Origin of the sequence: Streptomyces bohaiensis, assembly GCF_012033785.1 — a bacterium.
GTDB lineage: Bacteria > Actinomycetota > Actinomycetes > Streptomycetales > Streptomycetaceae > Streptomyces > Streptomyces bohaiensis.
The window spans coordinates 1-26,797 of sequence record NZ_JAAVJC010000042.1 but is presented as its reverse complement, the minus strand read 5'-3'; the positions used below and the strand labels follow the sequence as shown (position 1 = coordinate 26,797).

Sequence of the window (26,797 nt, the reverse complement as noted above, 5' to 3'; positions counted from 1 at the left end):
CCCGCGCCCCGCCCGCCCGCCGTCGTGCGGTCGCGGCGCAGGGGGCCGTCCCGGACGTGCCACTCGCAGAACGAGGAGACACCACATGGAACAGTTCGACACCGCGCTCGTCCTCTCCCGGGTCCTCACCTCGGGCGTCGTGATGAGCATCGAGAAGAACGACAAGGAACTGCCCGCACTGGAACGCCTGTTGACCAAGCGAACCCGCCGCTCCAAGGCGGTCCTGGTCAACAGCAGGAGCGCCGCCGTCCACGCCGCGCTCACCGGTCAGGACATCGGCCACGGCGACACCGCCGAGCTCCCCGCGGCCGTCACCGACCGCGACCGGGCGTTCGTCGACTGGGTGGGCGTCACCGCCACCGCACCCGCCGATGGTGCGGCGCCGGCGCCGGCGTTCGACCTGATCACCCTCACCCCGGAGAACGCGGCCGACCTGGCCACGGCCGCCGCCGACGCCACCGCGCCGACGCTGGTGGTGGACCTCACCGGGCTCGGCTTCGGACCCGCCGCCGCGGTCCTCACCGACGACGCCGGGGTCTGGACCCGGGGCGAACGCCTCAAGATCTTCGGCGCCTTCGACCTGCGGACGATGTGGACGCAGCAGGAGGCCGAGCCCGGCCTCGCCCCGGGCGTGCAGTTCAACTACCGGCTCAGCCCACTGGTCGCCGCGTGCGCCCGCATGGCCCTCGCCCAGGCCGGTACCCGTTCCGCCGAGCAGACCGGAGACACCCCGCGATGATCACCGACTTCCCCACCTCCCCCCTGGCCCTCCCCGACCCGGCCGACCTCACCGCGGAGCTCGCGGAGTTCGGCGGCGCGGCGATGATCCCCAAGGAGGTGCGCCGCACCATCTTCCCGGTGATCACCAAGGAGGACGTGTTCAACCTGCTGCTCGCGCAGCGCCTGGACGCGGCCAAGGTCGTCGACGGCTTCGCCGAGGAGTACCGCGCCTACGTCGGCGCCCGGCGCGCCCTGCCGACCGCGAGCGGGACCTCCAGCCTCCACCTGGCGCTGATCGGCGCGGGCGTGCAGCCCGGTGACGAGGTGATCGTGCCCGCCTTCACCTTCATTGCCACCGCCCAGGCGGTCGTCGCCGCCAAGGCGATACCGGTCTTCGTCGACATCGACCCACTCACCTACTGCATGTCGCCCGAGGCGGCGGCCGCGGCGATCACCGACCGGACCCGGGCGCTGATGCCGGTGCACGTCCACGGCCTGCCCGCCGACGTCCCCGCGCTGCGCGCCCTCGCCGACAGCCGCGGCCTGGCCCTCGTCGAGGACGCCTCCCACGCCCACTCCGCGAAGATCGGCGACCGGGTGGCGGGCTCCTTCGGCGACGCCGCCGGGCAGAGCCTGATGGCGGACAAGAACTTCCCGCTGGGCGGCGAGGGCGGCATCGCCTTCTTCGACAGCGACGAGGGGTACGACCGCGCGGCGGACTACCTGGAGCGCCACGGCATCGACTACGGCATGTCCTGGGTGGCCGGCGCCTTCGGCGCCAGCCAGTTGAAGCGGCTGCCGTACTACGACGCCATCCGCGCCCGCAACGCCTCCCTGCTGGCCGACGCGCTGCGGGAGACCGGCCTGTTCACCCCGCCGCACGTGCCCGACGGCCACACCCACGCCTACAACATGTACCGGATCGGCCTCGACCCGGCCGCCGTCGACCTGGGCGACCTGCCGATCTGGGCGGTGAAGGAGGCAGTGCACGAACTGCTCACCGCCGAGGGCGTCCCGGCCCGCGAGTGGCAGAACACGCCCATCCCCTGCCACCTCCCCTTCCGGGAGCGGTCCGGCTTCGGGAACGGCTACCCGTTCACGCTCAACCCCGCCGCCGTGCGCGACCACGCGCCGACGGACTTCCCCACCATCGTCGCGATGCTGGAGAGCACCGTGGTGCTCTGCCGCGAGCTGCGGTCGCCCGTCGAGTGGGAGCGGGTCAGCCGCTACGCCGACGCCTTCCGCAAGGTCGCCGCCCGTCCCGACGCCATCCGCAAGCTGGTCGCCGAGCGTGAGTACGTTCGGCCCTACGAGAAGGCGGCCCGCCTTGGCTGACAACGACCGCGTACGCGTGGCGGTGCTCGGCGCCAGTGGCTACACCGGTGCCGAACTGATCCGGCTGCTGCTGGGTCACCCCCGCGTCGAACTCGCCTACCTCTCGTCCGAGCGGTACAGCGGGCGCCCGATCACCTCGGTGCTCCCCGGAATCCGCAACCACCCCGGCGCCGCAGGGCTGCGCTTCTCCCCGCTGGAGGCGTGCGACGAGGTCGACGTGGCCTTCGCCTGCCTCCCCACCGGGGCCCTCCCGCCGCACATGCCGAAGCTCTCGGAGCGCGCCGAGCGGGTCATCAACCTCGCGGGCGACTTCCGCCTCACCGACCAGGGCCAGGCGGCGCAGCACTACCCGGAGTCGGGGGAGTGGACCGAGCAGTTCCAGTACTACGTACCGGAGTTCTCGCCGGCGCCCGGCGCCGACGTCCGCTTCGTCAACCTCCCCGGCTGCATGGCCGTCTCCACCCTGTACGCGCTCCAGCCGCTGGTCGCCGCGGACCTCGCCGAGGGCGGTGTCGTCGTCGAGGCGAAGACCGGGGCGAGCGGCAGCGGCAACAAGTCGAGTGAGCACCCCGCCGAGCGCATCGGCAACTTCCGCGTCCACAAGCCCTACGGGCACCGCCACGCACCGGAGATCGAGCAGGCGCTGCGCACCTTCTCCGGTCGCGCCCCCGACCTGCGGTTCTCCACCTTCAGCCTGGACGTCTCCCGCGGCATCCTGGTCTCCGCCTACGGCCGGCTGCGGGAGGGCACCACCCCGCTCGACGTGAAGCGCGCCTACGGCACCGCCTACGCGAAGAGCCCGTTCGTCAAGGCGCGCTCCCAGCTGAAGACCCCCGCCGACTTCCCGATGCTCAAGAGCGTCGTCGGCTCCAACATGGCGGAGGTCGCCGTGGCGGTCCGGGGCGACCAGTACGTCGCCGTCACCGCCATCGACAACCTCATCAAGGGGGCCTCCGGGCAGGCGGTCCAGGCGTTCAACCTGCTGTACGGCTTCGAGGAGTCGACGGCCCTGCCCTTCACGGCGGTGAACCCGTGAGCCGCCCGCTGTACGTCGTCAAGGTCGGCAGCGCCACGCTGCTCCACCCCGGGATCTTCGCCGAGATCGCCGCCGTCCGCGCCCGGGGCGCCCGTGTCCTGGTCGTGTCCGGCGGGGCGGAGGGCATCGAGCGCCACTACACGGCCATCGGCCGGACGATGCCCTCGCTGACGCTGCGCAACGGCGATGCGGTGCGCTACTGCCCGCCGGCGGAGATGACCCACATCGCCGACGCCTACCGGCAGGTGACGCTGCCCCAGGTGGAACGCGGTCTCGCCGCCCACGGCCTGACCGTCCTCACCGGCCTCGCCTCCGACGGCGGGCTGGTGACGGGCACGGTCAACAAGCCGCTGCGGGTCGCCGAGGACGGCCGCTCCCGGGTGGTCCGCGACCACCGGGCGGGCACCGTCCTCGCGGTCGACGCCGACCGGTTCGCCGTCCTTCTCGACGCCTACGACGTCGTCTGCGTCTCGCCGCCCGTCCGCGACGCGGAGGGCGGCAGCGACCTGAACGTCGACGCCGACGTGCTGGCCGCGACGCTCTCCAACGCACTCGGCGCCGACCACCTGCGGCTCGTCACCGGAACGGCCGGCATCCTCACCGACCCCGCCGACCCGGCCACGACGCTGCGCGACGCCGTCCCCGGCACCGCCGGGCAGTACGCCGGCGGACGGATGAAGCAGAAGGTGAGAGCCGCGGAACTGGGGCTGCGGGGGACGGCGGACGTGGCCGTCACCGGCCCGCACACCATGGCCGACCCCGAGGGCTGGACCCGGTTCTGGCGCGGTGACGAACCGGCGGAGGACCTCACCCTGCTCAGCCGCGCGGTGGCCGTCCCGTCGACCTCCTACGACGAGCACGAACTCGTCTCCTACCTGGTGCGGTGGTGCCGCGACCGCGGCATCACCGCCCGGGCGGACGAGGCCGGCAACCTCGTCGCCGAGCGCGGCGCGGGTCCGCGCACTCTGCTGCTCCTCGGCCACGCCGACACGGTGCCCTTCACCTGGCCCGTCCGCTGGGAACCCGGCACCGCCGGCCCCGACGACCGGTCGGTGACCGCCGACGCGGCCGGCGCCGACGCGGCCGACGCCGACGGTGGGGGCGCCGTGCTCCACGGCCGGGGGAGTGTCGACGCCAAGGGCTCGCTGATCGCCTTCCTGGACGTCCTGGCGGAGACCGCGGTCCCCGAGGGCTGGCGCCTGCGGGTCGTCGGCGCCGTCGAGGAGGAGGTCTCCTCCTCCAAGGGCGCCTTCCACGTCCGCGACCACTACCCGGCCGAGGCCGTGGTGGTGGGGGAGCCCAGCGGTTCCGGCGCGCTGACCCTCGGCTACTACGGCCTCTTCAAACTGGAGGTCACGGCGACGGTCCGCAGCGGCCACTCCGCCGGCTTCCAGGCGATCTCCGCCCCCGACCGACTCAGCGAGTCACTGGCACGCATCCGCACGGCGGTGACGAAGGAGGCCGAGGAAGCGCTCAGCGCCGTCATCGACCTCTCCAGCGCGGCCGGTACGGAGAGCCAGTCCGCGACCGCGATCCTCAACTTCCGCGTCCCGCCGGGGATCGACCTGGCGGTGCTGCGCGAGGCGGCGACCGACGCGGTCGGTGAGGGCGTCACCGTCACCTTCCTGCGGGCGACCCCCGGCCACGCGGGCGGGCGCTCCACCCCGCTGGCCAAGGCGTTCGGCCGGGCCATGAACCGGAAGGGCGTCAGACCGCGGTTCCTGCTGAAGAAGGGCACCTCGGACATGAACACCCTCGCCACGACCTGGCGCGGCGTTCCCATGGTCGCCTACGGGCCGGGGGACTCCGCACTGGACCACACCGCGGACGAGCACATCGGCGCCGCGGAGTACCGCAGGGGACGCGACGTCCTCCGCGAGGCGGTCGCCGCCTACTTCACCCTCGCCGGCGCGGACCAGCAGGCCGCGCGGCCGACCCCCGGAGGCACCCCGTGACCACTGCCGTCGACCGCTCCGTCCGGACGGCCTCGCTGCTCACCCCGCTGATCGCCGGACGCCCCGGGGCGGGGACCGCCACCGCGCCCCCCGCCCCGCCGCAGGCGCCCGACCCGCGCACCCTCGTGCTGCGGGAGCGCGCCCTGACCGCCCGCCGCGCCGTCATCGACATGGCGGCCACCCCGACCGGCTGCCACCTGGGCGGCAGCCTCTCCGTGACCGACATCCTGATCGCCGCGCTCGACCGCACCGCCGACGACCCCGACAGCGAGGTCGTCCTCAGCAAGGGCCACGCGGCCGCCGGCCTGTACGCCGCGATGCACGCCACCGGCATCCTCACCGAGGACCCCGTCCCGCACTACGGTGCGGCGAGCCACCACTTCACCGGCCACCCCGGGCCGAGCGTCGAGGGCGTCCGGTTCCCCACCGGAAGCCTCGGCCACGGCGCCCCGTACGCGTTGGGCTGGGCGCTGAGCCGCCGGCTGTCGGGCCGGCGGGGCCTGGGGATCGCCGTCCTCGGGGACGGCGAACTCCAGGAGGGACTGGTCTGGGAGACCTTCCAGGTGGCCGCCGCCCAGCGGGTGTCGAACCTGGTCGTCGTCGTGGACCGCAACGGCGGCCAGAACGACGGCATGGTCGCCGACATCTCCCCGCAGCCGGAGCTCGCCGCCCGCTTCGAGGCGTTCGGCTTCGAGACCGCCGAGGTGGACGGCCACGACGTCGGTGCTCTCCGCGCGCTGTTCGACACCGACCGGGCGGAGGCGGACCGGCCCCTCGCCGTCCTCGCCGACACCGTCAAGGGCAAGGGCCTGCGCCCCGTCGAGGGCAAGGCCGCCTCCCACTACGTCACCATCGACGCCGCCCGTGCGGCCGCCTGGAAGAGGATCGTGCGATGACGCTGGCCGGACGCGCTGCCTACCGCGACGAGTTGACACAGATCGCCGAGTACGACCCGCGGATCCTCTGCCTGGAGGCCGACCTCGGGGGCAAGGGACATCCCTTCGCCGTGAAACACCCCGACCGCTTCTTCAACGTCGGGATCGCCGAGGGCGCGATGGTCGACATGGCCGCCGGCCTCGCCGAGGGCGGCTACCGGCCCTTCGTCTCCACCTTCGCCCCGTTCGCGGTGCTGCGCGCCGCCGAGAGCATGAAACTGGCCCTCGGCTACCTGGGCGCGGGCATCACCGTGGTCGCCCCCTACGCCGGGGTGTCCGGCGGCTGGTTCGGGACCACGCACCACTGCCTGGAGGACTTCGCCGTCGTCCGCGCCATCCCGGGCGTCACGGTCGCCGCACCCTACGGAGAGGCCGAGATGCGGGCCGTGGTCCGCCGGGCGGCGGTCACGGGCGAACCCCACTACATCCGCACCGGCCGCAACGCCGCTCCGCTGAGCCTGCCGTGGGTGGGACCGGAACCGCCGGTCGTCAACTGGGACGTCCACGGCGCGGAGCCCGACCGGACCTGCCTCGTCTCGGTCGGCGAGGTCGGGACGGAGCTCTGCCTCGCGGTGCGCCGCTCGCTGCCGACCCTGCCGCACGCCCACCTCTGCTACCTGGACCAGCCCCACCTGGAGCGTGCCGCCGCCGAACTCGCGGAGCACTACGACAGGTTCGTCGTCGTCGAGGAGCACCGCCAGGCCGGGGGGATCGCCTCCGCGCTCGCCCTGCTGCTGCCCGGCCGGGAGGTCTCCTCGGTCAACGCCGGCGAGAGCTGGCCGGTCCACGGCGGCAGCCACGAGCAGGTCCTGGACGAACTCGGCCTCAACGAGGCCGCCGTGTGGGCGGCACTCGCCCCGCACGAGGTGCCGCCGCACGGCGCACCGGCCACCCCGCTGGAGCAGGAGGACACGGAATGAGCACGCACCGCATCGGGCTGGCGCAGGGCACCGCGATCTACGTCGGGGCGATCCTCGGCGCGGGCATCCTCGCCCTGCCCGCCCTGGCCGCCGCGACCGCCGGGCCGGCGTCCCTGGTCGCCTGGGTCGCCCTCCTGCTGTTCTGCGTTCCCGTCGCCTTCACCTTCGCGGCGCTGGGCGCCCGGTACCCCGACAGCGGAGGGGTCGCCACCTTCGTCGCGAAGGCGTTCGGACAGCGCGCCTCCGGCGCGGTCGGCTACTGGTTCTACTTCGCCCTGCCGGCCGGCGCACCGGCCACCGCCTACGTCGGCGGCCAGTACGTGGCGCACACCCTGGGGGCCGGGCAGACCGCGGCGCTGCTGGTGGCCGCCGTGCTGCTCCTGGCGGCCTTCGGCAGCAACATGGTCGGGCTGCGGCTCTCCGGCCGGCTGCAACTGCTGCTGGTGGGGCTGCTCGCGGTGCTGCTGCTGGTCGCCGTCGTGACCTCGCTGCCCCAGGCCAGCACCGACAACCTCACGCCGTTCGCCCCCCACGGCTGGGGAGCCGTCGCCCAGGCGGCGAGCCTGCTGTTCTTCACCTTCGCGGGCTGGGAGGCCGTCACCCACCTCTCCGGCGAGTTCCGTGACCCTGCCCGCGACCTGCGGCGCGTCACCATCACCACCCTGATCGTGATCGGCGTGCTCTACCTCGGGCTGGCCCTCACCTGCGTGCTGGTGCTCGGCCCGGAACTGGCCCGCACCGAGGCCCCGTTGACGCTGCTGCTCCAGGCCGGCACCGGTTCGGCCGCGTCGATGGTCACCGCCGTCATGGCCATGATCCTGACCTTCGGCACCATGAACGCCTTCCTCGCCGGGGCGTCTCGCCTGGGAGCGGCCCTCGCCCGGGACGGGGTGCTGCCGGCGCCGCTGGCCAAGGGGCACCGCCCCGGGGAGGTGCCGCGCCGCAGCCTGGCGCTGCTGTTCCTGCTCAGCGCGCTGGTCTGCACGTTCGCGCTGACGACCGGTACCGAACTGGCCCAGGTCATGCTGGCCGCCGCGGCCTGCTTCATCGCCGTCACCGTCGCCGGCCTGGCAGCCGGGGTCCGGCTGCTGCCGCGCTTCAGCGCCGTGTGGTGGGGAGCGCTCGTCGCCACGGGGGCGATGACGGTGCTGCTGGTCTTCTCCGGCTGGTTCCTGCTGCTGCCGCTGGTCCTCGGTGCGCTGGCCGTCGGCTGGTCCCGGGTGGCCTCGGGGCGACGCCGGGTCGTGCCGGTGACCCCGCCCGCGGCCGCGGAGCCGGCCGAGGTTCCGGTCGCCGTGAACGCCCCGGCCCCGGCCCGGTCGGCCGCGGTGACCGAGTCGGCCGCGGTGACCGAGCCGGCCGGGTAGCGCGTGCCCGGGAACTCTTTCCGGGACCCCCGAACGCCGGCCGCGCCGGCAGCCGGAGCGTGGACGACCGGGCCGGAGACCTCCGGCCCGGTCCCCGCCGTCGCGGCGCCCCGCGACGCCGTCCCCGGCACCGTCCAACGCCCCGCCGCGGCGGACCCCCGCCGCGGGCCCCCTCGCACGAAGGAGAACGATGGATCTCGGCCTGAACGGAAAGACCGCCCTGGTGGCTGCCGGCACGAGCGGGATCGGACTCGCGGTGGCCCGCGCGCTCGCCGCGGAAGGCGCCACGGTGTCGGTCTGCGGGCGCTCCGCCCGACGGCTGGACGAGGCCGTGGCGATCATCGACGGGGACGGCCCGTCACCCGTCCACGGTGCCGCGTTGGACGTCACCGACCACGACGCGGTCGCGGAGTGGGTCGCGGGCACCGCTGACCGATTCGGCGGCCCGCACGTGGTCGTCGCCAACGCCGGAAGCCCCGCCGAGGGCGGGGCCGAGGGGTTGGACGTGCCGGACTACCGGACCGCGGCCGAACTGACCCTGCTGTCGGCGGTCACCCTCAGCAGGGCGGCGCTGCCGCACATGCGCCGTGCCGGTTTCGGACGGATGCTGTTCGTCACCTCGCTCTCCGCCCGCCAGCCCATCCCCGGGCTCGCCCTCTCCAACACCTTCCGCCCGGCGGTCGTCGGCTACGCCAAGTCGCTGGTGCAGGAACTGGCGGCGGCGGGAGAGGGCGGCGTCACCGTCAACGTGATCGCACCCGGCATGACGCGCACCCCCACCCTGCAGGCGTGGGCCGAACAACTCGACGGCGGTATCGCGGGGTTGTGCCGTGACATTCCGATCGGCCGGCTCGCGGAGCCGGAGGAGGTCGGCGCGACCGCCGCCTTCCTGGCGTCCGAGCGGGCGGGATCGATCACCGGCGCGGTCGTACCGGTGGACGGCGGGGCCGGCCGCGGCCTGCTCTGAGCGGTGCCCCGGCCCCACGCCGCCGGTCGCCCCGCCGCCCCGGCGGCCCCGCCACGGGCCGCCGGGCGGGCGGGTCAGGCAGCCGGCAGGCCGTGGAGCGCCACCGCCAGCTGTGCGCGGCGTGCGATGGCGAGCTTCCGGTAGATCCGGGTGATGTGCTGCTCCACCGCGCGGGCGCTGACCCCCAGGGCCGATGCCATCTGCCGATTGGTCATCCCGTCCAGCATCATCCTGGCGATACGCGCCTCGTGTGCGCTGAGCCGCTCGTGCTCCGCCGCCGACGGCGCCGCCGGGACGACTGCCTCCAGTGTCGCGACGCCGCCCCGAGCCGACGCGGTGGCCCCGCTCCGGGCCCCGACCGACCGCATCGCCCGCGGGGCGCCGCCGCCCGACTCGGTGCTGCCCGGCTCGGCGTCGCCCGGCGAGGGGCGACCGGACGGTCCGCCGGGGGACCGGTCCGGTGCGTCACCGAGCCGCCGCGTGCGCACCCCGAGGACGACACCGCGCCGCGCGTACGGGTCCAGGCTCAACACGCGGCGCAGCGCCGCCAGGCCGTCGACCTCGACAATGAGCGTGTCGCCCTGGCCCTCGGCCCAGACTCCGCCGTACAGCAGCACGCGGTCGCGAACCATCCGCTGCCAGTACGAGCGGTGCTCCGCTCCGGCGCGCGCCAGTTCCGCCCCGTCCCTCAACCACCGCTCCACCAGGTACTTCATCGATGCTCCCGTCACGACATGAGCCCGGGTGAGGCCTGGGGACCCCGCCCTCCTGCACCGCACCCTGCGACCGCGCACTACTGAACGGATCCCGTTCCGGTACCTGGCGACGGAATGTGTCCGGTAAATCACTGTGTACGCACCCTCCTCGCAAATTAACTTGAACGACGCATGCGTCGGCACGCGCGGCGAGCGCGGACCCGTTGTTCGGGGGTTGAGGGAAAACGTGACGGAGCGGCGGCTTGCCCGGTTCAACATCCTCGGGACGCTCGAAGTCGTGACCGCCGACGGGGAGGTCCTCCCCACCGGCGGTCCCGTACAGGAACGCGTCCTGGTCGCCCTGCTCCTCTCACCGGCGCGGGTCCTGCCGGTCAGCCGACTGGTGGAGGTCGTCTGGGACGAGGAACCGCCGGCGACCGCGACGCACCAGATCCGCAAGGCCGTGGCGGAGTTGCGACGCCGCATTCCCGGCGGCAGGGAGCTGATCGTCACCGAGGGTCCCGGCTACCGGGTGGCGGTGGGCCCCGGACTGCTGGACCTCACCGTCTTCTCCGACCTGCTGCGCGACGCGCGGCGCCAGGCCGCCGACCACCGGCCCGAGGAAGCGGTGGAGACGCTCCGTGAGGCGCTCTCCCTCTGGCGGGGCGCCGTACTGGTCGGCTCCGGCGGGGCAGTGATCACCGCCGCCTCGGCCGCGCTGGAGGACCGGCGACTCGCGGCGCTGGAGCTCTTCTTCGAACTGCGGCTGGAGCTGGGGGACTCCGGCGACCTCGTCGGCGACCTCCGCGACCTGGTGGCCGACCACCCGTTCCAGGAGGCGTTCCGCGGCCAGCTGATGCTCGCCCTCCACCGGTCCGGCCGGCAGTCCGAGGCGCTCACCGAGTTCACGCGGGTGCGTGAACTCCTCGCCGAGGAGTTGGGCGTGGACCCCGGCACCGGGCTCGCCACCCTCTACGAGGGCATCCTGCGCAACAGCCCCGAGCTCGCCGCCCCACCGCCCCGCTCCGGCGCCCGGCAGGACCCGCCCGTCGGCACACCCGCGCCACCGACCCCGGCCGCCGCGCCCTCCGGCGCGGCGCCGCCCGCACGGGGCACGGGCGGTGGGCACAGCGAGCCGCACCGCTGCACCCTTCCCTACGACCTGCCCGACTTCACCGGCCGCCGCAAGGAACTGGACCAGCTGCTCGCCGCCCAGGGCGATCCCGCCGGAAGGCCGGGCTCCCGCATCGTGGCCATCGACGGAATGGGCGGCAGCGGCAAGACCTCACTGGCCATTCGCGTCGCCCACGAACTGGCCGACCGCTACCCCGACGCGCACCTCCACCTCGACCTGCGCGGGCACACACCCGGCGAGACACCCCTGGCGCCGGGCGCCGTCGCCGAGGGCCTGCTCCGCATGCTGGACGTGCCCGGCGACCGCATCCCGGACGACGAGGCGGGCCGCATCGCGCTGTGGCGCTCCACCGTGCAGCGGTACCGACTGCTGCTGCTCCTGGACAACACCATCGACAGCGCCCAGGTGGAACGGCTGCTGCCCGCCTCGGCCGACGCACTCGTCCTCATCACCAGCCGGTCCCGGCTCGTCGATCTCGACGGCGCGGAGTGGATCTCGCTCGGAGGGATGCCGCCGGAGGAGAGCTGGGCGCTGGTCTCCCGCATGCTGGGGGAGGAACGCACCGCGGCGGAGCCGGAAGCCGTCGCCGAACTGGTCGAGCTCTGCGCCCATCTGCCGCTCGCCCTGCGCATCGCCGCCGCCAGACTGCGCAACCGTCCCCGCTGGGCGGTCCGCCACCTGGTCGACCGGCTCGGTGACGAGGCGCGGCGGTTGGACGAGCTCAGCTCGGGAACCCGCGGTGTCACCGCCACCCTGAACCTCACCTACGAGGGACTGAGCCCCGAGCACCGGGCCGCCTTCCAGCTCCTCGACTGCCATCCCGGCGGGGAGTTCGACCCGTACAGCGCCGCGGCCCTGCTCGGCACCGGCCCCGGCGAGGCCGAGGACGTCCTCGAGCACCTGCTGGACACGCACCTCATGCAACAGCACGAGACGGGGCGCTACGTCTTCCACGACCTGGTCCGCAGCTTCGCCAAGTGGCTGCGCGGCCAGGAACGGCCCGGCCCCGTCGACGGCGGGGACCGGGCGGCCGAGCGGCTGCTCGACTACTACGTGGCCGCCACCGGCGCCGCCTGCGACGCGGCGTTCCCCGGCCGGGCGCCCGCCCACGGCGCGGTCGCGGAGACCGGTCGACCGCCGGCCGCGCTGCCCGCGCTCCGCACCCCGGGGCAGGCGCGCCACTGGCTGGACCGGGAGGAGGAGAACCTGCTCGCCGCGCTCGCCCTCGCGGGCCGGCGCTCGCTCCACCGCCACTCGGCCGACCTCGGCCGCAACGTCGTCTTCCAGCTCGACAGCCGGGGCCGTTTCGAGGAGTTCCGCGACGTCGCCGGTACCGCGGTCGCCGCGGCCCGCGAACTGGACGACCGCCACCTGCTCTCGCTCGGCCTGTCGAACCTGGCCGTCGCCGACTGGAAGCTGGGCGAGTTCACCGCCGGGCTCTCCGCCGCGCGCGAGAGCCTGGACCTGTCGGTCCGGCTGGCGGACCGTCGCGGCGAGGCGAAGAGCACCGGCATGCTGGGCCTGCTGCTGGCGACGCTGGGGCGGTGCGCGGAGGCGCTGCCGCACCTCGAGCAGTCGATCGCGCTGAAGCGGCAGCTGGGGGCGCAGCGCGCCGAGGCCGAGTCGTTGACCAATCTCAGCTCGCTGTTCGAGCACATGGGGCGGTACGCCGAGGCGGCGGCCGCCGCGGAACGCTCCGTCGAGCTGAACCGCCGCATAGGTGCCGGTGAGAACGAGCTCGTCGCCCTCACCGACCTCGCGCTCTCCTGCATCGGCCTCGGTCAGGCGGACCGTGCCCGTCGGTGCATCGACCGTGCGCTGGATCTGGGCGACGAGTCGGTGCCGCTCGGCGACCACGCGCTGGCCCTCGCCGTCTCGGCCCGGATGCGGCACGAGCGGGGTGAGCGGGAGGACGCCGAACTCCACGCGGGCAGGGCCCTGGAACTCACCCGGGGCAGCTGCGCACCGATCCGCAGGGCCGCCGTGTGGAACATCCTCGGCGCCCTCCGCCTCGAGTCGGGAGACACCGACGGAGCCCGGCGGCTGCACCTGGACGCGCATCGCATCGCCTCCGCGGTCGGGTACCGCATCGAGGTCGCCCGAGCCCTGCGCGGCACGGCAGCGGTGCTCGACGCTCAGGGCGAGGTCACCGCTGCCGCGACCCGTCGGGAGGAGGCGGCCGAGCTGCTGGCATCGATGAGCGGTGCCGTACCGGTGGTGGACTGACCGCCGGCACGGACCCGACCCGGTGCGACGGGGCCCCGCCCGACCCGTCCCGACGCGCCTTCCCGGCCCCACGCCCGCGGGCGTCGGGGCCGGCGGCGTGGACACGGCTCACCCCTGCCCGGAGGGGCCTTCGCCGGAGCCGTCGGAGGTGGGCCGGTCGGAGGGGCCTTCGCCGGAGCCGTCGGAGGTGGGCCGGTCGGAGGGGCCTTCGCCGGAGCCGTCGGAGGTGGGCCGGTCGGAGGGGCCTTCGCCCGAGCCGTCGGAGGCGGGCCACGCGGACGGGCCTTCGCCCGAGCCGTCGGAGGCCAGTACCGCGAACGCCGCCGCCGGGACGCCCGGCTGCGGGAGAGACGGCCCCCCTCCCGCGACAGCGGCCACCACGCCCGCCGTCAGCGCCATCGTGGTGAGAATCCCGGCCGACCGGAACCGTGTGCTGATCATCTCTGGTGCCCCCTCGTTGAACGGCTTCGACACGGACCAATCTGCCGCCGCCCGATCCCGGAACGGTCCGGTCCCGTTACCGCGCGCGTCCCGGGCCGCCACGACGCTCGGGGGAACGGCAGGCCGGCCGGTGCAAGGTACGCGCTCACCAGGGACTTCCGTGGCTCAGCCCGACCTCGCCCTGGTCCGCGCTCCCCCGCGGGTCCGGGGCGGGCCCCGGTTCGCAGTCCCGCACGATGACGGTCACCTCGTCCGGGGCGCAGCCGGTCACCCGGGAGGTGGCGGCCGCCAGTTCGGAGACGAGGTGCGAGCGCCGGTCCCGGTCGTTCCCCTGCCACCACTCGACGGTGATCACTGGCATCTGATGCTCCTGACGGTACGGGGCGGTGGCGGCTCGCGGCCGCGGAACCCTGCGACGGGCCGTCACGGATGCGCGGCCCGGAGTGACCGCCAGGGTGCGGCCGACCGTTCCCGGACCGTTCCTGCCCCGCTCCTGCCCGATTCGCCCGGAGCACGGGGCGGGCAGGAGACCGGGGCCGCACGGGAACGCCGGCGGCGCCGGTCCCGGGGGTCACCCACCCGGGACCGGCGCCGCCGGTGCCGCTCACCGCACCGCGCTCAGCGCGGCGGGTCGGACTTCAACTCGTTGAGGTGCGTCTCCTCGATCATCGGTGCCCGCGAGCGGTACGCGGCACGGCCGATGGCGAAGCCGGAGATCGGCGAGGTGAGCAGCTGGAGCAGGATCGCCGGGATCAGCGTGAACACCGCGAGGGTGCTCGGCTTCCAGATCAGCACACCCAGCAGCAGGCAGATCATGCCCAGGCTGGACGCCTTGGCGACCGCGTTGGTCCGGTTGTAGACGTCCGGCAGTCGGATCAGCCCCACCGCGCCCACCCCCATCAGCAGCGCGCCGAGGACCACCAGGCCCTGCGCGAGAACCATCTGGAGGTTCATCACGGCCGCCTTTCCACGAGGTGGGCGAGGGACATGGTGGTCAGGAAGCCCACGAGGGTCATCACCAGCACCAGGTCGAACAGGGACGGGGAGTCGCTGCGCACCGCGATGAGCGCGATGGCGCCGATCACGATGACGAAGCCGAACTCCACGGCGACCACCCGGTCGGCCTTGGTCGGACCGAACGTCATCCGGCCGATCGCCACGGCCATGGACAGCGCCAGGACCGCGAGAACGATGTCGAGCAGCATCAGCGGCTCCCCTCCTCGGAGTCACGGTCGTCGGTCGGCTTGCCGTCCGAGGCGGCCGGGGTCTCGGGCCCGGGCGGGAGACCGCCGGACTCCCCGGACGCGCCGGCGGCGGTCGGTGTCGCCGCACCGGGGACCGCCGGGCCGACCTGCCGGGCCGAGCCGACCGGCCGCCAGGCGGCCAGCAGCAGGTCCTCCAGGTAGTGCAGCCGCCGCCGGAACCGGTGGACGTCACTGGCGTGCATGCCGTGCAGGTAGAGCGTCGCCGGCTCGTCGCGCAGGTCCAGCGAGAGGGTGCCCGGGGTGAGGGTCACCACCCCGACGAACAGGGTGCGTTCGCCCTTGGTGCGGGAGCGCAGCGGCATCGCGATGATCACCGGGGAGAGACCGCTGCGCGGCGTGATGATCTCCCAGGCGACGATCACGTTGGACGCGATCAGTTCGTAGATGAAGTAGCTGATGAACCGCCCGATGCGGTAGCTCCTGACGGCGAATCGCCGCAGCCAGTCGATCATCCTCGCAGCACCGCCTCGGCCCAGATCGTCGGGTTGCTCAACACGTCGGCCGCCGTCTCGGCCGCCGCCAGCAGCGGCTGGGCGCCGATGCCGAGGGCGATGGTCACGAGGCCGAGCACCAGCGCCGGGGCCACCAGACCCGGTCGGGTGCGGGCGGAGTCGGGGAGCGGCGAGGGGAGTGCCCCCGCGAACGCCCCGGTCCAGATCTTCAGCAGCGGCAGCAGCGTCAGCAGACTGACGATGACCGCCATCGCGGCGGGGAAGTACTGCTCGTCCAGTACCGCCGCACGGATCAGACCGAGCTTGGCGACGAACCCGGACATCGGCGGCAGTCCGGCCAGCGAGAGCGCCGCCACGGCGTATGCCGCGGCCAGCAGTTTCTCGCGCCCGCCCAGGCCGCCGAGGAGGCTGAGCCGTCCGGTGCCGTAGGCGGTCTCGATCGCTCCGGCGCACAGCAGCAGGGCGGCCTTGACCGCCGCGTACTGCACCAGGAAGAACACCGTCGCGGCGAGGCCGGCGTGGGTGGCCAGGGACAGGCCCAGCAGGACGTAGCCGATCTGGCTGACCATGTCGAAGGCGAGGATCGACCGCAGGGTGTCCTGTCCGACCGCGGCCAGTACGCCGATCACCATGGTGAGGACGGCACCGGTCATGATGACCCAGACGTAGCGCTGGTCGCCCTCGTACATCACCGAGTAGATCCGGATGATCACGTAGGCGCCGGTCTTGGTCAGCAGACCGGAGAAGAGCGCGGTGACGGCCGGTGACGCCTCCGGGTAGGTCCGGGGGAGCCAGCCGTGCATCGGCACCATCGCGGCCTTGGCCGCCATGGCGACCAGGATCACCGCGCCGGCCGCGGCGATGGTCGGGTTCTCCGCCGCGGCGCCCGCGAGGACACCGAGGTTGAGGGTGCCCGCCGCGCCGTAGAGCATCGCGAGACCCGCGAGGAAGATGGTCGACGCCAGCAGGTTGACCAGCAGGTAGATCCGGCCCGCTGCGAGCTTCGCCCGGCTGCCCGCCATGATCAGCAGCGCGTAGGACGGCAGCAGCATGACCTCGATCAGCACGAACAGGTTGAACAGGTCCGCGGTGATGAAGGTGCCGTAGACGCCCGCCGAGAGGATGAGCACCAGCGGACCGAACAGCGGTTCCGCCTCGTCGTCACCGGCGGAGACGGCGAAGCTGTAGCAGACCAGCACCAGCAGCGAGGAGACCGCCAGCATCAAGGCGCTGAACATGTCGATCGCGAAGGCGATCGAGATGCCGGGGCCCCAGTCGCCGACCTGCACGGCGTGGACCGAGCCGTCGGCAGTCCGGGCGATCATCACACCGGCGATCACCAGGACCGAGGCGGAGACGCCCAGGACCACCCAGCGGCAGATCTGTCGGTAACGGCCACCCGTCGCCACGACGCCGCCGGCGGCGAGCATGGGTGCGGCGATGGGCAGCGCGATCAGTGCGGTCGTCATCGCTCCCCCTCCCCGTCACCCTTGGCGCGCGGCGCGGGGGCGCCGGACGTCGGTCCGTCGGTGGTGCTGGTGGTCACGTCGTCCTTCGTGCCGGTACCGGCGGCGGAGGCCGTCACCGGGCTGGTCGGCGGTAGGTCGATGCCGTCGCGGGGGCCGGTGGCCGGCTCCGCGGCGGAGTTCTCCGGCCGGCCCGCGCGCTCGGCGGCGAGCGAGTCGAGGTCGTCGGGGGTGTCGGGGCCCTCGCCCTCCGGCCCCTCGCCCCGGTGCTTCCGGTGCAGCCCCTCCGCCCGCATCAGGGCGAAGAGGTACACCGTCACACCGAAGGTGATGACGATCGCGGTGAGGACGAAGGCCTGCGGCAGCGGGTCCGCGGCCACCTCGGGGGAGTTCTGCCCCAGGAGCGCCGGCGCCCGGCGCTCCAGCCCGCCGCTCGTCACGAAGAGGACGTTGACGGCGTGACCGAGCAGGACGAACCCGAAGGTGGCGCGCAGCAGTTCGCGCTGGAGCATCAGGTAGACGCCGCCGGTCACCAGGATGCCCACGGTCAGGGCGGCGGTCATGAAACCTTCTCCTTCTTCTCCTGCGGCTGCGGCTGGTCGGCGCGCCCGTCGTCGACCGCCTCGGCGGCCGGCGCGAGAGCACCCCGGCCGAGCCGGTCGACGGTGGCGACGACCATCGCGAGGACGATCAGGTAGACCCCCAGGTCGAACAGGAGGGAGGTGGAGACGGCGATGCTGATGCCCGGGAGGTCGAGATAGGTGCCCACCGGGGTGAAGAACGGGTCGCCGATGAGAAGGGACATCAGCGCCACCCCGAGGCTGAGCACGATGCCGACGGCGGTCATCGGGGCCGGCCGCAGCCAGCGACCACCGGGGATCCTGCCGTGCGCCATGTAGCTGAACGCGACGGCGGCGCCGACCACGAGGCTGGCGATGAAGCCACCGCCGGGGTAGTAGTGCCCGCGGAGGAACAGGTACGCCGAGAGCGCGACCGCGAGGGGGCCGACGATCCTGCTGGCGACCTGGAAGACCGAGTTGGCGGGGCGGGCTACCGCACACTCCACGCTCGGCGCCTCGTGCCGCCCGAGCAGCACGATCAACGCCAGCGTGACCGTGCCGATGACGACCGACTCTCCCAGGGTGTCCACGGCACGGAAGTCGACGAGGATCGTGTTGACGACGTTCTCGCCGCCGGTCTCACCCTTCGCGTTGTCCAGCAGGTACTGGCCGAGCGAGGACATCTCCCGTCCGCCGGTGAAGGCGAGCGTGGCGACGGTGGCGGAGACGCCCGCGAGGAGCGCGATCACCAGCGAGCCGGAGAGCCTCGGCAGCTTCGGGCGTCGGAAGTGGATGGCGGTCCCGGCGAGCATCAGCACGGCGGCGACCGCGGTGAGCACCTCGGCGAGCAGCAGGGTCATGCCGACGTCGGGCGCGCCCGCGAGCACGAACCAGACCGCGATGAGCAGCCCGAGGGTGCCGAGCATCGACACCGACACCAGGGTGGTGCGCGCGACACAGCAGGCGATGACCACCAGGGTGATCAGCACCAGCAGCGGCCAGTCCAGGTCGGTGCGCGAGGCGGCGCTGTGGGCCTCGGGCAGACTGCCGGACGTCCACAGGGCGACGGCGGCGAAGGCGATGAGCAGGGCCACCGGGCGCCACAGGTACGCGGCGGTGGAGTTGCTGCTGTCCGGCTTGCCGACGACGGCGCCGAGCCGCACCACGGACCGGTACATCGCCTGGAACATGTCCCCCGGCACCGGGATCCGCATCAACACGCGTTCCACGTGGTTCTGTGCGAAGAACAGGCACATACCGGCGGTGATCGCGATGGCGGTCATGCCGAGTTCGGGGGTGAAGCCCGGCCAGAGTTTGAACTTCGTGGGTTCCCCGTCGGGGAAGACCGCGGTGACCGAGCTCTCCAGCACCGGGTTGAGCCAGCCGATCGCCGGACCGAGCGCGAGACCGGCCACGGCGGCGACCAGCGCCGGCGCGAGGAACGACTTCGCGGGCTCGTACAGGCCGCGCTGGAGGGTCGGGCCGCCGAACGCCTCGTAGAAGATGCGCATGCCGTAGCTGAAGGTCAGCGCGGAGGCGACGATCGCCAGCGAGACGGCGGCGACGCCGGCACCGGGGGCGAAGTCGGCCTCCAGGTAGCCCTTGTACAGGTGCTCCTTGCTGACGAAGCCGATCAGCGGCGGGACACCCGCCAGGGAGAGGCCGGCGAGGCCGGTGACGGCCGCGGTCACCGGCATCACCCGCCGCAGACCGGACAGTTCGCGGATGTCGCGGCTGCCCGCCTCGCGGTCGATGACGCCGACCAGCATGAAGAGGGTCGCCTTGAAGAGCGCGTGCGCGAAGGTGTGCAGCATCGCCGCGGCCAGCGCGGTGGCGGTGCCGACGCCGATGGCGCCGACGAGCAGGCCGAGCTGGCTGACGGTCGAGTAGGCGAGCAGCGCCTTGAGGTCGTGCTGGCGCAGCGCCCAGATCGCGCCGAAGACGGCGGTCGTCAGACCGACGATGATCAGCGTCGCGGACCAGGCGGTCTGCCCGGCGAAGACCGACGAGAAGCGCAGCAGCAGGTAGATGCCGGCCTTCACCATGGCCGCGGCGTGCAGGTAGGCGCTGACCGGCGTGATGGCCGACATGGCGCCCGGCAGCCACGAGTGGAAGGGCAGCTGGGCCGACTTGGTGAAGGCGGCCAGGATGATCAGCGCGCCGGCCGGCCAGGCCAGCGGCGAGGAGAGCACCCGCTCCGGCTCGCCCAGGATCACACCGAGGTTGGTGGTCCCGGCGGCGACGGCCATCAGCACCGCGGCGGTGAGGAGGCCGAGGCCGCCCAGCGCGGTGACGAGGAACGCCTTCATCGCCGACGGGGTGGCGCCCGGGCCGGCGGAGGAGATCAGGACGAAGGAGCAGATGGTGGTCAGCTCCCAGAAGACCACCAGCAGGATGATGTCGTTGGCGAGGACCACGCCGAGCATCGACGCCGCGAAGAGCGTGAGCCACATGTAGACGGTGGTGTGCTGGCCCTCCTCGGAGAGGTAGCGGGCGCAGTAGGCGAGGATCAGCGAGCCGACGCCGAGGATGAGCAGGCAGAACAGCTGCGAGAGCCCGTCGAAGCGCAGGGAGAACTCGATGCCCAGAGCGGGCAGCCAGTTCCAGGTGGCGCTGAGGGTGTCGTCGCCGGGAGAGCTGTAGGCCGCGTAGGCGATGAGGATGAAGACGGTGAGGAAGGTGCCGGCCAGGACGTATCCGGTGTTGCGGCCGAGACGTGAGCAGAGGGCGGGGACGAGCGTGGCGAGTCCGAAGAGGACGGCCAGGCCGATCAGCAGGGGCACGTGCGCTCCCGTCAGCTGTCGTCGGGGCCGGGGCGGCGGTCGGACCGTACGCGGGTGAGGGCGTACGATACGACGCCTCCACCGTGTGCGGTCCTCACGGCCCTGGTGCCCGAACCTTGCCGGCCGCACCGGATCCGGTCACCCGGTACCCGGACGCGAGCGGGGGCGGCGGCGGTCCGGGGGCTTCCCGGTACCCGTGCCGTCAGCGCTCCTGGCGCAGCGGTCGACATGGTCCTCCTTGATCTGCGGCCGTCGGCCGCGCTGGTCATGATCACTCGACGTCCACGCGCATGGCCTGGGGCGATGCGGACGTACTGCCCCTCATCTTAGTTAGTTGGCCGAGCTAAATATCAACGTACGACGAACTCACCGAGGCGTGACGGCTCCCGGCGGGGACCGGGTGCCGCTCTCGGTGATGTGTCGGTGACATGTGACACGCGGATGTGCAAGCCGTCCGCGTCCGATCACTATATCTACTTACCACCTGGTAGTGACTGTGGGGTTCATCGCAGCGACTGCGCGGCGCGCCCTGTCGACGGCGCAGAGTGATTGCGCTTTCCGGCTTGACCCGGCGCGGATCGCCGGAGTCCGTCCCGTTCGCGGCGGCCGGTTCGGCGGCCGGTTCGGGGTGTCGTGGCGCACCGGCGGGACCGCCCCCGAGGGGTGCGACGGGTGGGGTGCGGAGCCTGCTCCGCGCCCGGCGGGTCCGGTCGGCGGGGTGACCGAGCGTGGCGACGCTGTGGCCTCGGCCACATTCTGCGTCACTGTCGCGTCGCCCCCGCCGCGGGCGGGGCGGCGGTGTCGGGCGCGCCCCGCGTCGGCCCGGTTGACGGCGGCGTCGCCCGTTCAACAGGGATCATCACATCGGGCGAAACCCCGGCCCTCGCTTGCGGATTGCCACACTCCGTTGTCAAGCTGTCGCTGTTCGTACATTCCGCAGGTCAGGGCCGGTCCGATCTGGGTGCCGCACGCCGGTCGCCCGCGTGCGGGGCGGGACTCGGACCGCCGCAGTGCCCCGGGAGGGCCCGTGCCGTTCGGTGAGCAGCCCGCTTATCTCCGCGTCGCCGACGACCTGAGGCGGCAGATCGCCGACGGCGCGCTGCCACCGCACGCCAAGCTGCCCTCCCAGGCGTCGATCCGCTCGCACTACGGCGTCTCCGACACCGTGGCGCTGGAGGCGCGCAAGGTGCTGATGGCCGAGGGGTTGGTCGAGGGCCGTTCCGGCTCGGGCACCTACGTCCGGGAGGCGGTGCAGCCGCAGCGGCTGCACCGCAGCGGCTACCGCACGCTGGGGGAGTCCACCCCGTTCCGGCAGGAGCAGACCGACGAGCGGGTCGGCGGCACCTGGCGGGCGGTGAGCGAGCGCCGCGAGGCGGGGGGTCGCATCGCGGAGCGGCTGGCCGTGCCGCCGGGGGAGGAGTTGATGTGCACCCGGTACGAGTTCCGGGTCGGCGACCGCCCCATGATGATCTCCACCTCCTGGGAACCGCTGCGGCTGACCGCCCGGACCCCGGTGATGCTCCCCGAGGAGGGTCCGCTGGCGGGGCGCGGCGTGGTGGAGCGAATGGCCGCCATCGAGCTGGTGGTCGACAACGTCGAGGAGGAGGTGGGGGCGCGCCCCGGGCTGGCCGAGGAGGCCATGGTCCTCGGCGGGCACCCGGGCCAGACGGTGATCGTCATCAGCCGTACCTACCGGGCGGGCAGCCTCCCCGTGGAGACCGCGGACGTGGTGGTCTCCGCCGAGCGCTACCGGGTCGCCTACCACCTCCCGGTGCGCTGACGGGCGGGACGGCGGGGACGGCGCCGGCGGCGGTCAGCCGCGCAGCGGGAGCTCGAACCAGACCGTCTTGCCGATGGGCCCCTGCCGCGTCCCCCACCGGCGCGCGGTCCGCGAGACCAGCTGGAGCCCCCGCCCGCCCTCGTCGTCGAGGGCCGGGTGCCGTACCCGCGGCGGGTCCGGCAGCGGGTCGCTCACCTCGACCAGCAGGTCCTGCTCCCCGCGGACCAGCCGCACCCCCACCGGGCCGTCGGCGTACCGCAGTGCGTTGGTGAAGAGCTCGCTCACCAGCAGCAGCGCCGTGTCGACCAGGCCGCTCAGCCCCCAGGCGAGCAGGGTCCGGCGGACCCGGGTGCGTACCCGCGCCACCTCGGACCGGTGGGAGGGGAACATCCACGACGAGGTGGAGTCGTCGGGGACGCCGCCCAGCCGCACCGCCAGCAGCGCGACGTCGTCGGCGTCGTTCCCCGGGGTGAGGGCGCCCACCACCCGGTCGCAGAGCGCGTCCAGGGAGGGCATCGGGCCCTCGACCGCGGCCAGTTCGGCGCAGAGCCGGTCGATGCCGTCGGTGATGTCCTCGCCGCGCCGTTCGATGAGGCCGTCGGTGTAGAGGACGAGGATCGCGCCCTCCGGCACGGCGACGCTCTGCTCCTCGAAGCCACCGGCGGCCAGCCCCAGCGGGGTGCCCTCCGGCAGTTCCACCGGGCGGGCCCGCCAGTCGCCGGTCGTCTCGTCGCGGGTGAGGAGGATCGGCGGCACGTGCCCCGCCTTGGCGATGACGCACTCGCGGGTCCCGGGGTCGTACCGCACGTAGACACCCGTCGCCATCAGCGGCTCGTCGCGGCCCTCGTTGATGTCCTCCCCGGCCTGGTTGACCCGGCGGAGCAGCTCGCCCGGCGGCATGTCGAGGTGGGCGAGGGTCACGATGGCGCTGCGCAGCCGGCCCATGGTGGCGGCCGCGCTCAGGCCGTGGCCCATGACGTCGCCGATGGCGAAGGCGGCGTGGCCGCCGGCGAGCGGGATGACGTCGAACCAGTCGCCGCCCGCCTCGGTGCCGCTGGTCGCCGGGACGTACCGGTGGCCGATCTGGACGCCGGGGGGCTCCTTGATGTGTCGGGGGAGCAGGCTGCGCTGGAGGATGAGCGCGCCGTCGCGCTCCCGGGCGTAGAGCCGGGCGTTGTCGAGGGTGATGGAGGCGCGCCCCGCGATCTCCTTCGCCAGGTCGAGGTCGTCCCGGGAGAACGGCGCCCGGTCGCCCGCGCGGCTGGCGACCAGGATGCCGAGGAGGGTGCCGCGGGCGCGCAGCGGCACCAGCATCAGCGAGTGGACGCCCAGGTCGAGCATGGCGGTGACGCGGGGGTCCTCGGGGAAGGTCAGGACGTGGCTCTCGTGGCGGGGGTCGAGGACCCAGGGCCGCCCGGTGGTCAGGACGCGGTCGAAGACCGAGCCCTTCTCGAACCGCACCACCGCTTCCCGTTGCAGCATCCGCTCCACGCCGGTGGTCCGCTCCTCGGAGGCGATGCCGGCCTGGATCATGGCGCTGCCGGCGATGCGGTCCATCGCCGGGAGGTCGCCGCCGACGGCGACCGCGCGCAGCAGGACCACGGCGGCGTAGTCGGTGAAGCGGGGCACCAGGACCCCGGCAAGGGCCTCGGCGACGCTGTGCACGTCCAGGCGGTCGCCGAGGGCGAGGCCGACATCGTTGAGCATCGACAGCCGCTGCCGGGACTGCTCGATCTTGTCGAGCGCTTCGCGGCGCTCGGTGATGTCCAGCGTCACGCAGCTGACGCCGAGGTGGTTGCCGTGCCGGTCGGTGAGGCGTCCGAACGACAGCGAGTGGGCGCCGCGGCCGTCGGCGGTGAGCGCCACCACGTCGACGGCGGGCCGTCCGGTGGCCAAAACCTCCTGCTGGAGCTCATAGATCTCCGAGGCGGCCTGGCCGGGCAGCAGGTCCATGACCGTGCTGCCGACCACCTCCTCGGGGGTGCGCCCGTAGAGGGAGGCCAGCGCGTCGTTGATGCGGGCGACGCGCAGGTCGGTGTCGAAGACGGCGATGCCGATGGGCGAGGTGGCGAAGACCGTGTCAAGGGCGCCGAGGTCCTGCTCGACCTCCCGCAGCCGGGAGGTCTCCACCAGGTTGGCGAGAAAGAAGGGGGTGCCCTCCGGGTCCCGCAGCAGGGTCGCACGGCACTCCACGTCCACCACGGCGTCCTCGCGGTCGCGCATGGGGAGCACGCCGCGCCACGCCCCGTGACGCAGCAGCGCCCGGATCGCGACGGGGACGCGGCGTTCCCCGTCGGGCGCGAGGAAGTCGGTGAGCGGCCGACCGACCGCCTCGGCGGCGGGTCGGCCGAGAATCTCCTCGGTGGCCGGGTTCCACAGCGCGATCCGGCCGCGGGCGTCGATGATGACGAGGCCGAGCCGCAGCGCGTCGAGCAGCGAGAGGTCGGCATGGGGGGACACGGCGGCGACCGGGGGTCGCCGGGGTTCCTCCGTGCTGGTGCTCACGTCCACGTCCCTGGTCGGGCGGCCTCCGGCGGGTGCGGAGGTTTCGGACTATTTGTCCGTATACCCGATTGTGCCCGTAATCAGGGGCGGGGGACGTCGCCGCCCTCCTCGACACGCTCGACCAGGTAGCGCCCGGCGTCCACCGGACGGGTGGGTGCGCCCTGCTCCAGGCGACCCAGCAGGCGCTGGGCGTCGGCGCGGGTGGTGCAGTGCCCGATGCGGTAGCGATGCCCGTTCTCGTCGAGTCGGATGACCTGCCACAGGCGCGCGTTGATGTCGCTCATCCTCACCCCCCTCAGCGCATATGCCACGAGGGTACGTCGGCGAGGTGCTCCCGCGTACGGAACTGGCCACGGCGCCCGCGGTGAAATCGCGCTCCGATGGGCGCGCCCGGCGGGCGCGGGGCGCATCGAGAGCGTGCCGCCGCCCGCTCCGGGCCCGACCCGCACGCCCCGGTCGGCCGCCGCAGGGGGCGCCGACCGCTCCCGACGGACCGGGCCCCGATCCGTCGGCAGCGACGGCCGCCGCAGGGGCGGCCGCGCGCACGCCCGGAAAGTCCGCACGGACTGCGCCGTCCGGGTGGCGAGCCCCCCCGCTGTCGCCGCGCCTCACCCGGCGCGCGCCCGCGCTGACCTTGGCTTGGGGATTGGTGTGATCAGCCGATAGGCCGAGCGTATGGGCGGACCCGGAGGTAACAGATGAGTGGACGGCCCTCGAAGGTCGCCCGGCCCCGTCGGGGCGACGCGACCCGCCGCACCGCGGCGCTGCTGGCCGGTGCGCTCCTCGCACCGCTGCTCGCCGCCTGCGGCACCGGTGACGACACCGACGAGCTGCCGCCGGCGCACGCCGTCGCCGCCGCCGACCGTGGCGCCCTCACCGAGGGCGGCACCCTCACGTGGGCCGTCGACGCGATGCCCGCCACGCTCAACGCCTTCCAGCGCGACGCCGACGAGGTCACCGACCGCGTCGCCCAGGCCGTGCTGCCCATGCTCCACACCCTCGACGAGCAGGGACGCCCCGTACCCAATCCCGACTTCCTCGTCTCCGCCGAGGTCACCGCGCGCGAACCGCGGCAGTCGGTCGTGTACGTCCTCAACCCCGAGGCCCGCTGGAGCGACGGCCGACCGCTGTCCGCCGACGACCTCGTCGCGCAGTGGAAGGCACTCGCCGGCCGCGACAACGCCTACTGGAGCGCCCGCAACGCCGGTTACGACCGGATCGACAGCGTCGAACCCGGTGACGCCGACAACGAGGTCCGCGTCACCTTCACCAAGCCCTATGCCGACTGGCGCGGGCTGTTCAGCCCGCTCTACCCGCAGGCGGTGACCGAGGACCCCGACGTCTTCAACAAGGGCGTGCGCGACACCCTCGAGGTCGGCGCCGGACCGTTCCTGCTGGAGAGCGTCGACCGGAGGGCCGGTCACGTGGTCCTGGCCCGCAACGAGGACTGGTGGGGCGACCGCGCCCTCCTCGACCGGCTCGTGCTGGCGGCCGTCCCCCACGACCAGCGCCTCCGCTCGCTGGCAGCCGGTCGCCTCCACGTCGCCGAGGTCACCGCCGCCGAGGCCGACCGCATCACCGCCGCCGACCGCGAGGAGCACCAGCAGGCCGCCCCGGGCGCCTCCGGCTCCGCGGCCGACCTCCCCGAACCCGGCCGGGAGGGCACGACCGACCCCGACGACGGCCTGGACGGCGCCGCCGCCCCCGCTGCCGCACCGGACTCCGCGCCCGCCCTGCTCCGGCACGCCGAGGCGCAGCTCGCGGCCCGCACCGAACCCGACGCGCGGGCCGCTCGTCGCCTCCAGCTCCGGGCCGCGGAGGCGGCCGACGCCCACGCCGAGGCGGTGGCCGCCGGACTTCTCCAGCGCGACGCCGCGTTCGACCAGGCCGAACAGCGCATCTTCCAGGGGCTCTCCGAGGTCGGCGTCCACCGTGCCTACGCCCCCGCGTACACCCAGCTCGCCGTCAACGGCACCTCCCCGGCGCTCAAGGACGAGCGGGTCCGCTGGGCCCTGGCCCGCGGCCTGGACCGCGAGGCCATCGCGCGCGCCGTGCACGGACCCGCCGGCCTGCCGGTCGGAGCGCTGGGCAGCCACTTCTGGGTCCTCGGCCAGGACGGCTACCAGGACACCAGCGCCGGGCTGGGCGAGACCGGCGCCGAGACGGCCGCCGCCCAGCTCGACGCCGCGGGCTGGCGCCGCGGCCCGGTCCGGCCGCCGGCAGACCCCGGCGACGACACCGTGGACGCCAAGAC

The 26,797-nt window shown here is 73.7% G+C and carries 22 protein-coding genes; 11 read left to right on the top strand and 11 right to left on the bottom strand.

All coding sequences use genetic code 11. The features are described 5' to 3' along the window. The first annotated feature begins 85 nt into the window (after positions 1–85). From HCN52_RS08000 to HCN52_RS07965, 8 genes are all read left to right on the top strand, one after another. Positions 86–739 carry a degT/DnrJ/EryC1/StrS aminotransferase gene (locus HCN52_RS08000; RefSeq protein WP_168087668.1) on the top strand — a complete coding sequence of 218 codons (654 nt, stop codon included), beginning with the start codon at positions 86–88 and terminating at the stop codon, positions 737–739. After that, positions 736–2,055 carry a DegT/DnrJ/EryC1/StrS aminotransferase family protein gene (locus HCN52_RS07995; RefSeq protein WP_168087667.1) on the top strand — a complete coding sequence of 440 codons (1,320 nt, stop codon included), beginning with the start codon at positions 736–738 and terminating at the stop codon, positions 2,053–2,055. The genes HCN52_RS08000 and HCN52_RS07995 overlap by 4 nt, the downstream gene beginning before the upstream one ends. After that, a complete protein-coding gene (gene argC, locus HCN52_RS07990) occupies positions 2,048–3,091 on the top strand; it encodes an N-acetyl-gamma-glutamyl-phosphate reductase (RefSeq protein ID WP_168087666.1) in 1,044 nt (347 codons plus the stop codon). The genes HCN52_RS07995 and argC overlap by 8 nt, the downstream gene beginning before the upstream one ends. Further along, positions 3,088–5,046, top strand: coding sequence for a M20/M25/M40 family metallo-hydrolase (locus tag HCN52_RS07985; RefSeq protein WP_168087665.1), 1,959 nt, complete (start codon positions 3,088–3,090; stop codon positions 5,044–5,046). The genes argC and HCN52_RS07985 overlap by 4 nt, the downstream gene beginning before the upstream one ends. Further along, a complete protein-coding gene (locus HCN52_RS07980) occupies positions 5,043–5,942 on the top strand; it encodes a thiamine pyrophosphate-binding protein (RefSeq protein ID WP_312876596.1) in 900 nt (299 codons plus the stop codon). The genes HCN52_RS07985 and HCN52_RS07980 overlap by 4 nt, the downstream gene beginning before the upstream one ends. Continuing rightward, positions 5,939–6,901: a transketolase family protein gene (locus HCN52_RS07975; protein WP_168087664.1), complete on the top strand. Its 963-nt coding sequence runs from the start codon at positions 5,939–5,941 to the stop codon at positions 6,899–6,901. Before HCN52_RS07980 ends, HCN52_RS07975 begins: the two co-directional genes overlap by 4 nt. Further along, the gene (locus HCN52_RS07970; RefSeq protein WP_168087663.1) at positions 6,898–8,268 is read left to right on the top strand and encodes an APC family permease; all 1,371 of its coding nucleotides are present in this window, start codon (positions 6,898–6,900) and stop codon (positions 8,266–8,268) included. Before HCN52_RS07975 ends, HCN52_RS07970 begins: the two co-directional genes overlap by 4 nt. 190 nt (positions 8,269–8,458) lie before the next feature. Next, complete coding sequence (locus tag HCN52_RS07965; protein ID WP_168087662.1) at positions 8,459–9,235, top strand: SDR family NAD(P)-dependent oxidoreductase; 777 nt, start codon at positions 8,459–8,461, stop codon at positions 9,233–9,235. A 74-nt stretch (positions 9,236–9,309) separates the two neighbouring features. Here HCN52_RS07965 and HCN52_RS07960 read toward each other — a convergent pair whose 3' ends face one another. Then, positions 9,310–9,951, bottom strand: a complete 642-nt coding sequence (locus HCN52_RS07960; protein WP_245174958.1) for a helix-turn-helix transcriptional regulator — start codon at positions 9,949–9,951, stop codon at positions 9,310–9,312. A 226-nt stretch (positions 9,952–10,177) separates the two neighbouring features. On the opposite strand from HCN52_RS07960, the gene HCN52_RS07955 reads away from it, so the two are divergent. Further along, positions 10,178–13,291 (top strand): AfsR/SARP family transcriptional regulator, encoded by a 3,114-nt coding sequence (locus tag HCN52_RS07955; RefSeq protein WP_168087661.1) that lies wholly within the window; start codon positions 10,178–10,180, stop codon positions 13,289–13,291. A gap of 108 nt (positions 13,292–13,399) precedes the next feature. On the opposite strand, the gene HCN52_RS07950 is transcribed toward HCN52_RS07955, so the two are convergent. From HCN52_RS07950 to mbhE, 8 genes are all read right to left on the bottom strand, one after another. Next, complete coding sequence (locus HCN52_RS07950) at positions 13,400–13,732, bottom strand: hypothetical protein (protein ID WP_168087660.1); 333 nt, start codon at positions 13,730–13,732, stop codon at positions 13,400–13,402. Positions 13,733–13,877: 145 nt separating this feature from the next. Continuing rightward, a complete protein-coding gene (locus HCN52_RS07945; RefSeq protein WP_168087659.1) occupies positions 13,878–14,093 on the bottom strand; it encodes a tautomerase family protein in 216 nt (71 codons plus the stop codon). Between the two features lie 257 nt (positions 14,094–14,350). Continuing rightward, positions 14,351–14,686, bottom strand: coding sequence for a monovalent cation/H(+) antiporter subunit G (gene mnhG, locus HCN52_RS07940; RefSeq protein WP_168087658.1), 336 nt, complete (start codon positions 14,684–14,686; stop codon positions 14,351–14,353). After that, positions 14,686–14,937, bottom strand: a complete 252-nt coding sequence (locus HCN52_RS07935; RefSeq protein ID WP_209314290.1) for an MrpF/PhaF family protein — start codon at positions 14,935–14,937, stop codon at positions 14,686–14,688. Before HCN52_RS07935 ends, mnhG begins: the two co-directional genes overlap by 1 nt. Beyond that, complete coding sequence (locus tag HCN52_RS07930) at positions 14,937–15,449, bottom strand: Na+/H+ antiporter subunit E (RefSeq protein WP_168087657.1); 513 nt, start codon at positions 15,447–15,449, stop codon at positions 14,937–14,939. Before HCN52_RS07930 ends, HCN52_RS07935 begins: the two co-directional genes overlap by 1 nt. Then, a complete protein-coding gene (locus tag HCN52_RS07925; protein WP_168087656.1) occupies positions 15,446–16,918 on the bottom strand; it encodes a proton-conducting transporter transmembrane domain-containing protein in 1,473 nt (490 codons plus the stop codon). Before HCN52_RS07925 ends, HCN52_RS07930 begins: the two co-directional genes overlap by 4 nt. After that, a complete protein-coding gene (locus HCN52_RS07920) occupies positions 16,915–17,478 on the bottom strand; it encodes a sodium:proton antiporter (RefSeq protein ID WP_168087655.1) in 564 nt (187 codons plus the stop codon). Before HCN52_RS07920 ends, HCN52_RS07925 begins: the two co-directional genes overlap by 4 nt. Then, entirely contained in the window at positions 17,475–20,258 is a 2,784-nt protein-coding gene (gene mbhE, locus HCN52_RS07915; protein ID WP_168087654.1) for a hydrogen gas-evolving membrane-bound hydrogenase subunit E, read from the bottom strand. The genes HCN52_RS07920 and mbhE overlap by 4 nt, the downstream gene beginning before the upstream one ends. Positions 20,259–21,285: 1,027 nt before the next feature. Here mbhE and HCN52_RS07910 point away from each other — a divergent pair. Next, positions 21,286–22,038, top strand: a complete 753-nt coding sequence (locus tag HCN52_RS07910; RefSeq protein WP_168087653.1) for a GntR family transcriptional regulator — start codon at positions 21,286–21,288, stop codon at positions 22,036–22,038. A gap of 33 nt (positions 22,039–22,071) precedes the next feature. Here the strand turns inward: HCN52_RS07910 and HCN52_RS07905 are convergent, their stop codons facing one another. Both HCN52_RS07905 and HCN52_RS24690 read right to left on the bottom strand, forming a co-directional pair. Beyond that, complete coding sequence (locus HCN52_RS07905) at positions 22,072–24,543, bottom strand: SpoIIE family protein phosphatase (protein ID WP_312876595.1); 2,472 nt, start codon at positions 24,541–24,543, stop codon at positions 22,072–22,074. 80 nt (positions 24,544–24,623) lie between these two features. After that, a complete protein-coding gene (locus HCN52_RS24690) occupies positions 24,624–24,827 on the bottom strand; it encodes an SPOR domain-containing protein (protein ID WP_209314288.1) in 204 nt (67 codons plus the stop codon). A 414-nt stretch (positions 24,828–25,241) separates the two neighbouring features. On the opposite strand from HCN52_RS24690, the gene HCN52_RS07895 reads away from it, so the two are divergent. Further along, positions 25,242–26,797: ABC transporter substrate-binding protein (locus tag HCN52_RS07895; RefSeq protein WP_245174957.1), on the top strand; the 1,556-nt coding region annotated here is incomplete at its 3' end.